This window comes from Streptomyces sp. NPDC089915, from assembly GCF_040684675.1.
In the GTDB taxonomy this organism is placed as follows: Bacteria; Actinomycetota; Actinomycetes; order Streptomycetales; family Streptomycetaceae; genus Streptomyces.
This window is the reverse complement of sequence record NZ_JBFBGN010000014.1, coordinates 73,536-85,454: the sequence shown is the minus strand read 5'-3', so window position 1 is coordinate 85,454 and position 11,919 is coordinate 73,536. Positions and strand designations below refer to the sequence as shown.

Below are 11,919 nucleotides of genomic sequence, written 5' to 3'. Positions count from 1 at the left end.
CGCCGAGCTGCTCACCCTGCGGGCCCGGGGCCACAGCGGCGAGGCGCACGCGCTGCTGTGCGAGGCCGCCCTGTGACCGGGGAGGCGCCGGCGCCCCCGCCGCGGGGGGAGTTCGGCGAGGCCACCGTGCACGGCACCCGGGTACGGGGCTGGAAGCGCACGGCGGTGGCATCCGGGGCGGCCTTCGCCCTCGCCATCGGCGGCCTCGGGACGTACGAGGCCTTCGCGGGCACCTCCGTCAGCAGCGGCGGCGGCACCCTCCTGTCGGGCGGCTTCCGCACGGCCCCCGACCACCGCCCCTCCGCGCCGCAGAAGGGCGCGGACCCCGCGGACCGGAGCCGGAGCGGTGAACAGGGCGGGAAGCGGGGCGAGGACGGCAAGGACGGGACGGACGGGACGGACGGGCGGAGTCCCGGAGCCGGGAGCTCCCCGAGCCCCTCCGCCTCGCACGGCGGGCGCGGCCCGGACCCGGAGCCCACGCCCACCCCCTCCGGCTCGGCCCGCCCGGACCCGTCCCCGACGCCCTCCCGGCAGACCCCCGGCCCGGACCCCACCCCGAGCACCGGCGGCGGAGCCCCGGGCGGGAGCGGCGCCTCCGGCCGGGGGTGAGCGGGCGTCAGTCCCCGAGGACCCGCCGCAGGTAGTCGTTGCCGAACAGCCGGTCCGGGTCCAGCCGGTCGCGCAGCGCCGTGAACTCCCCGAAGCGCGGGTAGGCCCCGGCCAGGTACTCCGCGTCCCGGGTGTGCACCTTGCCCCAGTGCGGGCGCCCGCCGTGGGCGGTGAAGATGCGCTCGGCCGCCGTGAAGTAGGCCTGGTACGGGGTGCCCCGGTACATGTGCACCGCGATGTACGCCGTGTCCCGCCCCGAGGCCGTTGACAGCGGGATGTCGTCGGCCGGGGCCGTCCGCACCTCCACCGGGAAGCTGATCCGCAGGTCGGAGCGGTCGACCATGGCCTTCAGCTCCCGCAGCGCCGCGACCGCCCGCTCGCGCGGGAGGGCGTACTCCATCTCCACGAACCGCACCCGGCGCGGGCTGGTGAACACCTTGTACGGGATGTCGGTGTAGGTGCGCGCAGACAGGGCGCGGCTGGCGATCCGGGCGATGGAGGGGATGGCCGCCGGGACCGCGCGGCCCAGGGAGTTGACGGCCTGGAAGAGGCCGTTGGACAGCAGCTCGTCCTCGATCCACCCGCTGACCGTGCCGGGCGGGGCGGCGGGACCCTGGCTGCGGTTGTTGCGCTTGGTGTTGCAGTTGCCGGTGTGCGGGAACCAGTAGAACTCGAAGTGCTCGTTCTCCGCGACGTGCCGGTCGAACTCGGCGGTCACCCGGTCGAAGCCCATCGGCTCCTCACGGGCGGTCAGGAGGAACAGCGGCTCCACCGCGAAGGTGATCGAGGTGACGATGCCCAGCGCCCCGATCCCGAGCCGGGCGGCCGCGAACACCGCGCGCTCCTCGGCGTCTCCCTTCTCGGAGCACACCATCAGCCGTCCCTCGGCGGTGACCAACTCCAGTGCGCGGATCTGCGCGGCGATGGAGGCCGAGTCGCGGCCGGTGCCGTGCGTGCCGGTGCTGGTGGCGCCGGAGACCGTCTGCTCCATGATGTCGCCCATGTTGGTGAGCGACAGCCCCTGGGCGGCCAGGGCGCGGTTGAGGTCCTTCAGGGACGTGCCGGCCGCCACGGTGACGGTGCCCGCGGCCCGGTCGACGGACAGGATCCCGCTGAGCGCCTGCGGCCGTATGAGCACGCCGTCGGTGGCGGCGGCCGCGGTGAAGGAGTGGCCGGTGCCGACCGCCTTCACCCGCAGGCCGTCCGAGGCGGCCCGGCGGACCGCCTCCTGGAGCTCCCCGACCGAGGCGGGGGTCACCACCCGCGCGGGCGTGGCGCGGACGTTGCCCGCCCAGTTACGCCACGCGGTCCGCCCGCTCTCCGCTGCTGTCCCCGATGTCGCCGTCACGCGAGGGCTCCTCCCCTTGCGCCGGCCTCGTCAGCCGGCGGTAACCCGCGAACGCCACCGCCGCCGCGGCGGCCCCCGCCGAGATCGAGACGACGTACCCGCGCTGGGCCCCGGCCGCGTCGATGACCAGACCGGTCACGGAGGAGCCGACCGCGACACCGACCGCCAGGCCGGTGCTGATCCACGTCATGCCCTCGGTGAGCTTCGCGCGTGGTACGTGCGCTTCGATCAGGGCCATCGTGGTGATCATCGTGGGAGCGATGGCGAGGCCCGAGACGAAGAGCGCCACGGCCAGAAACGGAAGGTTCCCGGCCAGTAGGAGGGGGATCATACTCACGGCCATCGCACATATGCCCAGTACCCAACGGCGTTCCATCCGCCCCTTGAGATGGAGCAGGCCGAAGACGATGCCCGCCAGGCAGGATCCGGCCGCCCAGATGGCCAGGATGAAGCTGGCGGCGGACTTGTGTCCCTGCTCCTCGGCGAAGGCGAGCGTGGACACGTCGATGGAACCGAAGATCGCGCCGGTCGCCACGAAGGTGGCCGTCAGCACCTGGAGTCCGGGGGAGCGCAGGGCGGAGGAGCGGTCGCCGTCCAGGCTGCGCGGATGGGGCGGCGGCTCGGTGGCCCGCTGCGCGGTGAGCAGCCAGACGCCGACGAGCAGGCAGCCGGCGGCGATCACCGGACCGGCCTCCGGGAACCAGGTGGTGGACAGCCCGATGGCCAGGATCGGGCCGAAGATGAAGCAGACCTCGTCGATCACCGACTCGAAGGAGTACGCGGTGTGCAGATCGCGGGGCGCGTCCCGGTAGAGCTCGGTCCAGCGGGCGCGGACCATCGAGCCGACGCTGGGCACGCAGCCCGCGACGGCCGCGAAGACGAACAGGGTCCAGTCGGGCAGCCCGTTGGCGGCGGCCAGGACCAGGGCGGTGACCGCGGCGACGGAGATCAGGGTCGCCGGCCGCAGCACCCGGCGCTGCCCGTACTGGTCCACCAGCCGGGAGACCTGGGGGCCCACGAACGCGGCCGCCAGGGCCAGGGTGCCGGTCAGGGCGCTCGCCATCGCGTAGCGGCCGGTGATCTCCGAGATCATCGTCAGGATGCCGACGCCGACCATCGAGATCGGCAGCCGGCCTATGAGGCCGGCGGCGCTGAAGGCCTTGGTGCCGGGGGCCGCGAATATGGCGCGGTAGGGACTGGGCAAGGTCTCTCCGTAAGGGACGTCTTCGGCCCATACAGGTTACGACCGCCGACGAGGCACCCGCACGGGGAATATGGCGACACCGACATTTCAGGCGGTGGCACTTAGGGTCACCTTACCTGTGAACCGTCCCGCCATGCGGACCGGCCGGTTCTCCCGCGCGCACCCCGGGTGGCAGGATTCGAGGCATGTCAGACCAGCTCCGTGACCCCGACGCGCCCGCGGCCGAAGGCCCCGCGGCCCCCTACGACGCCCTCCTGCTGCTGTCCTTCGGCGGCCCCGAGGGACCCGACGACGTCGTGCCGTTCCTGGAGAACGTCACCCGCGGCCGGGGCATCCCGCGCGAGCGCCTCAAGGAGGTCGGGCAGCACTACTTCGGCTTCGGCGGGGTCAGCCCGATCAACGGGCAGAACCGGGAGCTGCTGGCCGCGCTGCGCAAGGACCTCGCGGACGCCGGGCTGGACCTGCCCGTCTACTGGGGCAACCGGAACTGGGCCCCCTACCTGACCGACGTGATGCGCGAGATGGTCCGCGACGGGCGCCGCCGCATCGCCGTCCTCGCCACCAGCGCGTACGCCTCGTACTCCGGCTGCCGCCAGTACCGCGAGAACCTCGCCGACGCGCTGGCCGCCCTGGCCGAGGAGGGCCTGGAGCTCCCCCGGGTGGACAAGCTGCGGCACTACTTCAACCACCCCGGCTTCGTGCGGCCCATGACCGACGGGGTGCTGGCCTCGCTCGCCGCCCTCCCCGAGGACGTGCGCGACGGAGCCCACCTGGCCTTCACCACGCACTCCATCCCGACCGCCGCCGCCGACGCCTCCGGCCCTGCCGAGGACCACACCGCGGGCGGCGAGGGCGGCGCCTACGTCCGCCAGCACCTCGACGTGGCCCGGGTCATCGCCGACGCCGTCGCCGCCGAGACCGGCACCGACCGCCCGTGGAAGCTCGTCTACCAGTCCCGCAGCGGCGCCCCGCACGTGCCGTGGCTGGAGCCGGACATCTGCGACCACCTGGAGGCCCTGCACGAGGAGGGCGCGCCGGCCGTGGTCATGGTCCCCATCGGCTTCGTCTCCGACCACATGGAGGTCCTCTACGACCTCGACACCGAGGCCACGGCCAAGGCCGCCGAACTGGGCCTGCCCGCCGCGCGCTCCGCGACCGTCGGCGCCGACCCGCGCTTCGCCGCCGCCGTACGCGAGCTGGTGCTGGAGCGCGCCGCCCGCGAGCGCGGCGAGCGGCCCGCCGAGTGCTGGGTGGGCACGCTGGGCCAGAGCCACGACCTGTGCGCGGTGGGCTGCTGCCCGTCGCGCGCGCCCCGGCCGGCGGCCGCCGGCGCCGACAGCCCGTACGCGTAGGGGGAAACGTGATCTCCGAAGAGCTGAAGGCCGAACTGCTGGCCGTGGGCCTGGAGGCGGCCGGCCGGGCCGGTGGGCTGCTGCGCGACGGCCGTCCGGCCGACCTGGCGGTGGCCGCGACCAAGACCAGCCCGATCGACGTCGTGACCGAGATGGACCTCGCGGCGGAGAAGCTGATCACCGGCATCCTCGCCGAGCGCCGGCCCGAGGACGGGCTGCTCGGCGAGGAGGGCGCGGACGTCCCCGGCAGCAGCGGGATCCGCTGGGTCGTCGACCCGCTGGACGGCACCGTGAACTACCTCTACGGGCTCCCCGGCTGGGGTGTGTCCGTCGCCGCCGAGTACCGGGGCGAGACCGTGGTGGGCGTGGTGGCGGCGCCGCTGCGCGGGGAGACGTACCACGCCGTGCTCGGCGGCGGGGCCTGGTCGGGCGGGTCCCGGCTGGCCTGCCGGGCGGCCGCCCCGCTGGACCAGGCGCTGGTCGCCACCGGGTTCGGGTACCTCCAGGCGCGGCGCGAGCACCAGGCCGAGGTGGCCCGGCGGATCATCCCCCGGGTCCGGGACATCCGGCGCGGCGGCTCGGCGGCGCTCGACCTGTGCGACGTCGCGGCGGGCCGGCTCGACGGGTACTACGAGCGCGGGCTGAACCCCTGGGACTACGCGGCGGGCGAGCTGATCGCCCGTGAGGCGGGCGCGCTGACCGGCGGCCGGCCCTCCGAGCCGGCCTCGGGCGAGCTGACGGTCGCGGCCACCCCGGCGGTGTTCGCCTCCCTCCAGCCGCTCCTGGACGAAGCCGGGGCCTGGCACGACTGAGTACCGGGCCCGGACGCGAACGGACCCCCCGCCGCGGGTGCGGCAGGGGGTCCGTCGCCGTTCGGGGCGCCGTACCGGAGCGGGGGCTCCGGCACGGACGCCGTCGCTCGGGCCGAGGCGGCCGGTGGCAGACCGGGGCGGGTGCCCCGGTCAGGCCGCCTTGACCGCCACTCCGTGCTCCGCGGCGAGCCGCTGGAGGTCCTCCAGCGCGGCCTGTTCCACATCCGCGAGGTAGTCGTCGCCCGTCTCACGGGCCTTGCTGAGGTCCGACTGCGTGGCGCTGATGCGCTGCAGGAGACCCGCGGTGAATGCGTCCATGGTGGGTGCGCCCCCTCTTCGTGGGTCGCGGCGTGCCTGCGCGGGGCAGTCCGCCGTCAGGGAGTGGATGGGGTGTGCAGACGTCCTCCCCGGCACCCTGGGCCCAGAAACCTCGTAAGGCGAGGGAATCCTCACTTCCATCGTCCCAGGGGCCCCGGAACGGGGTTCAGGGGCGCCTTACAGCCGGTTTACGGCCGAAACCGGCAGGATGGAGGCGCAATACAGGTGTGCCCTCAGGGTGTGCCCTCAGGAAGTGCCCTCAGGGCTCGAAGGAAGGAAACGACGTGCGCGTACTCGTCGTCGAGGACGAGCAGCTGCTCGCCGATGCGGTGGCCACCGGCCTGCGCCGGGAGGCCATGGCCGTGGACGTCGTGTACGACGGCGCCGCGGCCCTGGAGCGCGTCGGGGTGAACGACTACGACGTGGTGGTGCTCGACCGGGACCTTCCGCTGGTGCACGGCGACGACGTCTGCCGGAAGATCATCGAACTCGGCATGGCCACCCGCGTCCTCATGCTCACCGCCTCCGGTGACGTCAGCGACCGCGTGGAGGGCCTGGAGCTGGGGGCCGACGACTACCTGCCCAAGCCGTTCGCCTTCAGCGAGCTGACCGCCCGCGTCCGCGCCCTGGGGCGGCGGACGACCGTGGCGCTGCCCCCGGTGCTGGAGCGGGCCGGGATCAAGCTCGACCCCAACCGGCGCGAGGTCTTCCGCGACGGCCGGGAGGTCCAGCTGGCGCCCAAGGAGTTCGCGGTGCTGGAGGTGCTCATGCGCAGCGAGGGGACCGTGGTCTCCGCCGAGCAGCTGCTGGAGAAGGCCTGGGACGAGAACACCGACCCGTTCACCAACGTGGTCCGCGTGACGGTCATGACCCTGCGCCGCAAGCTGGGCGAGCCGCCCGTCATCGTGACCGTGCCCGGCTCCGGCTACCGGATCTGACCCGATGGCAGCGACTCCCTCGCCACCACCGGCGCCACCGAAACCGACCTGGGACCCCGGCCAGCCCGAGGGTCCTTTCCCTTGGCTGCGGCCGACCATCCGGATACGGCTCACGCTGCTCTACGGCGGCATGTTCCTGATCGCCGGGATCCTGCTGCTGTCGATCATCTACCTGCTGGCCGCCCAGGCCCTGCGGGAGGGCAACGCGCTCCCGTTCAAGATCGTGGGCGGCCAGAAGGTCGAGGTCTCCAGCAGCACCTGTCCCGGTGTGGGCATCGACCAGTCGATCGAGCAGTTCAACGCGGCGATCGGGCAGTGCATCCTCGACCAGCGCAAGCACGCGCTGGACGACCTGCTCAGCCGCTCGCTGATGGCCCTCATGGGCCTCAGCGTGATCGCCTTCGCCTTCGGCTACGCGATGGCCGGCCGGGTGCTCTCGCCGCTGGGCAAGATCACCCGTACCGCCCGCCGGGTGGTCGGCTCCGACCTGACCCGGCGCATCGAGCTGGACGGCCCGGACGACGAGCTGAAGGAGCTCGCCGACACCTTCGACGAGATGCTCGACCGCCTGGAGCGGGCCTTCACGGCGCAGCAGCGGTTCGTGGCCAACGCCTCACACGAGCTGAGAACCCCGCTGGCCATCAACCGGACGCTGCTGGAGGTCCACCTCTCCGACCCCGGTGCGCCGGTGGAGCTCCAGCAGCTGGGCAAGACGCTGCTGGCCACCAACGAGCGCAGCGAGCAGCTGGTCGAGGGCCTGCTGCTGCTGGCCCGCAGCGAGAACCAGATCGTGGAGCGCAAACCCGTGGACCTGGCGGAGGTCGCCTCGCGCGCCATCGACCAGGCGCGCGGGGAGGCACTGGCCAAGGGCGTGGAGATCCGCGGCGAGCGGGCGCTGGCCGTGGTCCAGGGCAACGGCGTGCTGCTGGAGCGGATCGCCCTCAACCTGGTGCAGAACGCCGTCCGGTACAACGTGCCGGAGGGCGGCTGGGTGGAGGTCACGACCGAGATCCAGCACGGCCAGGCGGTGCTGCTCGTGTCGAACACGGGCCCCGTGGTTCCCGCGTACGAGGTGGACAACCTCTTCGAGCCCTTCAGACGGCTGCGTACGGAGCGAACGGGCAGCGACAAGGGTGTGGGCCTCGGCCTGTCCATCGCGCGCTCCGTGGCGCGCGCACACGGCGGCCGCATCCTGGCGACCCCGCGCGAGGGCGGCGGCCTGGTGATGCGTGTCACGTTGCCCCTTTGATCCGCCCCCGGGCTGTTCGCTGTCGGCGGAATGACCCGGTGGAGCGGAGGCGTTCGACTGTGTGATCGATCACAGTGCCGAGTGTCCGCGCATGCGCATTCCGTGACCCCGAGAAGGCCGGAAAGCCCGGGAAGTCCGGGTTTCCGGCCCCTCGAATGGCGGGAAATACACGGGGTGGCGTTCGTGCAAGACGGCCCCCGGACCGTGTACGGTCCCGGTCGTCATCCCAGCCGCAGGCCCCTGTGGGCGTGGGGCTGGGTGTCGATTGAGTAACAGACCTTGATGTGAGGCAAAATCTCCGCCTCAGGTCGGGCACAAGTCCGGCCTCTCGCGCGTTACGTGCGCTGAGACACCGCTAAATCCCAGAGGGGGAGAGCGAAAAAATGGCAACGGACTACGACACCCCACGCAAGACCGACGATGACGTCGACAACGACAGCATCGAAGAGCTCAAGGCTCGACGGAGCGAGAAGTCGTCCTCGAACGTAGACATCGAGGACTTCGACGGCGCCGAGACGCTGGACCTGCCCGGTGCGGACCTCTCCAACGAGGAACTGGCCGTACGGGTGCTGCCCAAGCAGGCCGACGAGTTCACCTGCATGAGCTGCTTCCTGGTGCACCACCGCAGCCAGCTGGCGCGCGAGAAGGACGGCCAGCCCATCTGCCGTGACTGCGACTAGGTCTCGGCCGTGACCGGCTCGACGCCGTTCCGGAAGCTCCGCTTTCGGAAGAACGGCGAACCGGAGGCAGGAGCGCGGGCGGAAGCCACGGGCCCGGAAACGGGCCCCGGGGCCGTCGGCGACCCGGCCGCCGGGACGACTGTCGTGCCGTCCGACACCGCCGCGGCGGTGCCGTCGGCCACAGTGGCGGACGAGGAGTCCCCGGGCAGGCCCGGGACGCGTCGGATGCAAGCCGTCAAGAACGGTGTGCGCAAGGGCGGCGAAAGCGCGAGAAACGCCGCCCTGTACATCACCGACCTCATCATCGAGAACGCCCCGCGCGTTCCGGTCCGGGACCTCGCGGCACTGCGCGCGCAGTTCCCCGGCCTCGGCCCGGACCAGCTGGCCGACAAGCTGATCGCCGGCGCCGCGAACGCCACCTCGACCGTGGGCGCGGGCGTCGGCGCGGCCGCCATGATGCCGGTCCCGCCCGCCATGCCGGCGGAGCTGGCCGCCGAGATCACCGGCGTCGCCGCCATCGAGCTGAAGCTCATCGCCGAACTGCACGAGGTCTACGGACAGCGGCCGCCCGGCAACCTGAAGGACCGCAGCCTCGCCTACCTCACGGCATGGACCGAGGAGCGCGGGATCGACCTGACCAAGCCGACCACGCTCAACGCGGCGCTCGGCGGCCAGATGAAGCGCGAACTGCGCCAGCAGATCATGAAGCGGATGTTCCGCAACCTGCCGAACCTGATGCCGTTCATGGTGGGCGCCGCCGTCGGTGCGGTCATGAACCGCCGGGACACCAGGAAACTCGGCGAGAAGGTCCGTGCGGACCTGCGCCGCCGGGCCGTGCCCTGGGCGGCCCTCCCAGCCGCCGGGTCCCCGCAGCGCCCCGTCCAGGCCCTTCCCGGGGCCGCCCCGGCCGCACTGGAACCCCCGGACGCGGACGGCTTCGGCCGCTGACCGCCCCCGGCGCTCAGCCCTGCCGGGCGGAGGCCTCCTGCGCCGCCCGGACCGCCGCCGCCAGGGCCTGCGGCTCGCGCGTGGAGACGTACACGTACGGGGTCGGGTCCGCCGGGTCGGTGACCTCGATCCGGACCGCCGTCGTGATGTAGCTGCGCATCAGCATGAAGGCCCGCATGTCGGCCTTGTACGTGCGCCAGGCCCGGGCCTCCTCGCCCTCCAGCACCTCGGGCTCGCCCAGGGCCGACACCGGGATCCGGGACTCGCCCGCCGCCAGCACCCCGTTCACCACGCGTACGCGCGCGGAGCCGATCGAGCTCACCAGCATCCCCGCCAGCGCCCCGCCGCCGACGAACCCGGCCAGCAGCGGCAGGGTGCCCAGCGGGAGCGTGATGAGCGCGCCGGCCACCCCGGTCAGCGCGGCGATGCCCCACCAGGAGCGGGGGGCGGACAGGCGTTCTTCGTGGTGCGCGGGGGAGGGCTGCATGCCCCCAAGCCTCCCACGAGGCGACCGGCGGGTAGCCGCGCGGGTAAGGTCTGCGGCTGTGAGTGGACGAAACACAGCGTTGACGCCCCCGGCCGATGCCGTGGCTCCGGTCCGGCATCCCGACGCCCCGGCACCCGGAGAGCTCCTCGGCGCGCACTACGAACACTGTTTCGGGTGCGGCGGGGGCCAGCCCCACGGCCTCCACCTGGAGGCCCGCGCGGGCGAGGGCGTGCGCGTCACCGCCGAGTTCACCGTCCGGCCCGCCCACCAGGGCGCGCCCGGCCTCGCCCACGGCGGGGTCCTGGCCACCGCGCTCGACGAGACGCTGGGCTCCCTGAACTGGCTGCTGCGCGTCATCGCGGTGACCGGCCGGCTGGAGACCGACTTCGTGCGGCCCGTCCCGGTGGGCACCGTGCTGCACCTGGAGGCCGAGGTCACGGCCGTCTCCGGCCGGAAGATCTACTCCACGGCCGTGGGCCGGATAGGCGGCCCGGACGGCCCCGTCGCCGTCCGCGCCGACGCGCTCTTCATCGAGGTGAAGGTCGACCACTTCATCGACAACGGTCGGCCCGAGGAGATCCGGGCGGCGATGGCCGACCCGGACCAGGTCAGGCGCTCGCGCGCCTTCGAGGTGAACCCCTGATGTCCCAGAACAACCACGCCCCCGTAGACGTGCTGATCCGCCGCGTCGACCCCGAGGTGCCGATCCCGGCCTACGGCCACCCCGGCGACGCCGGCTGCGACCTGGTGACCACCGTGGCCGCCGAGCTGGAGCCGGGCGAGCGGGCCGTGCTGCCCACCGGCGTCTCGATCGCCCTGCCCGACGGGTACGCCGCCTTCGTGCACCCCCGTTCGGGGCTGGCCGCCCGCTGCGGGCTCGCGCTCGTGAATGCCCCGGGGACGGTGGATGCCGGGTACCGTGGGGAGATCAAGGTGATCGTGGTCAATCTCGACCCGCGCGAGAGCGTCCGGTTCGAGCGCTTCGACCGCATTGCCCAGCTGGTTGTCCAGCGGGTCGAGAAGGTGCGCTTCCACGAGGTGGCGGAACTTCCCGGCTCGGCCCGGGCCGACGGGGGGTTCGGCTCCACCGGCGGTCATGCGGCCGTGGCCGGATCCGGCGCTGGTCAGCAGGGTGGGAATGGCTACGCTTCGGTCGTAACCGACCGGGAAGGACAGTGACGTGTTCGGACGTCGCAAGAAGAACGACTCCGCCGATGACGGCGGCGCGGCCGAGCAGGTCGACGGCGTGCGCGCCGACGAGGCGGCCGAAGCCGGGCAGCCCCGCAGGCTGAACCTGCCGCCGGCCCCGCGGCCCGACGGCCCCTGGGACGTCTCCGAGGTGCCCGGCAACCCCGCCGACGGCCGGGTCGACCTGGGCGGCATCCTCGTCCCCGGTGTCGAGGGCATGGAACTGCGCGTCGAGGTGGCCGGGGACGCGATCGTCGCCGCCACCGTCGTCCTGCGGGACAGCGCCGTCCAGCTCCAGGCCTTCGCCGCCCCCAAGAAGGAGGGCATCTGGGGCGAGGTCCGCGACGAGATCGCCTCGGGCATCACCCAGCAGGGCGGCCTGATCGACGAGGTCGACGGCCCGCTGGGCTGGGAGCTGCGCGCGCAGGTCCCCGTACCGCTGCCCGACGGCCAGACCGGGGCCCAGCTGGTCCGCTTCGTCGGCGTCGACGGCCCGCGCTGGTTCCTGCGCGGCGTCATCTCCGGCCAGGGCGCGGTGCGCCCCGAGTCGGCCGGCGTGCTGGAGCAGATCTTCCGGGACACCGTCGTCGTGCGCGGCGAGGGCCCGATGGCCCCGCGCGACCCCATCGTCCTGAAGCTGCCGAACGACGCCCAGATGGTGCCGGACGGCGTGCAGACGGCCGAGGACCAGGAGAGCTCCCGCTTCTCCGGCGGCATGGGCCAGCTGGAGCAGGGCCCGATGATCACCGAGATCCGCTGAACCGGCGGACCCCGGCCACACCCGTT

14 protein-coding genes are annotated in these 11,919 nt (G+C 73.2%); 10 read left to right on the top strand and 4 right to left on the bottom strand.

Annotation, left to right across the window (positions count from 1 at the left end):
• Positions 1-72 precede the first annotated feature (72 nt).
• Positions 73-609, top strand: coding sequence for a hypothetical protein (locus AB0O29_RS07215; RefSeq protein WP_365147403.1), 537 nt, complete (start codon positions 73-75; stop codon positions 607-609).
• A gap of 7 nt (positions 610-616) precedes the next feature.
• Here the strand turns inward: AB0O29_RS07215 and AB0O29_RS07210 are convergent, their stop codons facing one another.
• Positions 617-1,957 (bottom strand): D-arabinono-1,4-lactone oxidase, encoded by a 1,341-nt coding sequence (locus tag AB0O29_RS07210; RefSeq protein ID WP_365147400.1) that lies wholly within the window; start codon positions 1,955-1,957, stop codon positions 617-619.
• The gene (locus AB0O29_RS07205) at positions 1,905-3,161 is read right to left on the bottom strand and encodes an MFS transporter (RefSeq protein WP_365147397.1); all 1,257 of its coding nucleotides are present in this window, start codon (positions 3,159-3,161) and stop codon (positions 1,905-1,907) included. Before AB0O29_RS07205 ends, AB0O29_RS07210 begins: the two co-directional genes overlap by 53 nt.
• A 185-nt stretch (positions 3,162-3,346) precedes the next feature.
• Here AB0O29_RS07205 and AB0O29_RS07200 point away from each other — a divergent pair, with 185 nt between their 5' ends.
• Both AB0O29_RS07200 and AB0O29_RS07195 read left to right on the top strand, forming a co-directional pair.
• Positions 3,347-4,513 carry a ferrochelatase gene (locus AB0O29_RS07200; protein ID WP_365147394.1) on the top strand — a complete coding sequence of 389 codons (1,167 nt, stop codon included), beginning with the start codon at positions 3,347-3,349 and terminating at the stop codon, positions 4,511-4,513.
• A gap of 11 nt (positions 4,514-4,524) precedes the next feature.
• On the top strand, positions 4,525-5,325 hold the full coding sequence (locus AB0O29_RS07195; RefSeq protein WP_365147415.1) for an inositol monophosphatase family protein: 801 nt from the start codon (positions 4,525-4,527) through the stop codon (positions 5,323-5,325).
• A 150-nt stretch (positions 5,326-5,475) separates the two neighbouring features.
• On the opposite strand, the gene AB0O29_RS07190 is transcribed toward AB0O29_RS07195, so the two are convergent.
• Positions 5,476-5,643 carry a hypothetical protein gene (locus AB0O29_RS07190; protein ID WP_167747608.1) on the bottom strand — a complete coding sequence of 56 codons (168 nt, stop codon included), beginning with the start codon at positions 5,641-5,643 and terminating at the stop codon, positions 5,476-5,478.
• Between the two features lie 284 nt (positions 5,644-5,927).
• Between AB0O29_RS07190 and AB0O29_RS07185 the strand changes: the two genes are divergently transcribed.
• The 4 genes from AB0O29_RS07185 to AB0O29_RS07170 all read left to right on the top strand — a co-directional run bounded on the left by AB0O29_RS07185 (position 5,928) and on the right by AB0O29_RS07170 (position 9,458).
• Complete coding sequence (locus AB0O29_RS07185; RefSeq protein WP_365147390.1) at positions 5,928-6,581, top strand: response regulator transcription factor; 654 nt, start codon at positions 5,928-5,930, stop codon at positions 6,579-6,581.
• Positions 6,582-6,585: 4 nt separating this feature from the next.
• Positions 6,586-7,830, top strand: a complete 1,245-nt coding sequence (locus AB0O29_RS07180; protein ID WP_365147385.1) for a HAMP domain-containing sensor histidine kinase — start codon at positions 6,586-6,588, stop codon at positions 7,828-7,830.
• Between the two features lie 383 nt (positions 7,831-8,213).
• Positions 8,214-8,510, top strand: coding sequence for a DUF4193 domain-containing protein (locus AB0O29_RS07175; RefSeq protein WP_344166107.1), 297 nt, complete (start codon positions 8,214-8,216; stop codon positions 8,508-8,510).
• A gap of 9 nt (positions 8,511-8,519) precedes the next feature.
• A complete protein-coding gene (locus tag AB0O29_RS07170; protein ID WP_365147382.1) occupies positions 8,520-9,458 on the top strand; it encodes a hypothetical protein in 939 nt (312 codons plus the stop codon).
• A 13-nt stretch (positions 9,459-9,471) separates the two neighbouring features.
• On the opposite strand, the gene AB0O29_RS07165 is transcribed toward AB0O29_RS07170, so the two are convergent.
• Positions 9,472-9,945: a DUF3093 domain-containing protein gene (locus AB0O29_RS07165; RefSeq protein ID WP_365147379.1), complete on the bottom strand. Its 474-nt coding sequence runs from the start codon at positions 9,943-9,945 to the stop codon at positions 9,472-9,474.
• 58 nt (positions 9,946-10,003) lie between these two features.
• Here AB0O29_RS07165 and AB0O29_RS07160 point away from each other — a divergent pair, with 58 nt between their 5' ends.
• From AB0O29_RS07160 to AB0O29_RS07150, 3 genes are read left to right on the top strand one after another with little or no spacing between them, the layout of a single operon-like run.
• Positions 10,004-10,588, top strand: a complete 585-nt coding sequence (locus AB0O29_RS07160; protein WP_365147376.1) for a PaaI family thioesterase — start codon at positions 10,004-10,006, stop codon at positions 10,586-10,588.
• Positions 10,588-11,124, top strand: coding sequence for a dUTP diphosphatase (gene dut / locus AB0O29_RS07155; RefSeq protein WP_365147373.1), 537 nt, complete (start codon positions 10,588-10,590; stop codon positions 11,122-11,124). The genes AB0O29_RS07160 and dut overlap by 1 nt, the downstream gene beginning before the upstream one ends.
• 1 nt (position 11,125) lies before the next feature.
• Positions 11,126-11,893, top strand: a complete 768-nt coding sequence (locus AB0O29_RS07150; RefSeq protein ID WP_365147370.1) for a DUF3710 domain-containing protein — start codon at positions 11,126-11,128, stop codon at positions 11,891-11,893.
• The last annotated feature ends 26 nt before the right edge of the window (positions 11,894-11,919 follow it).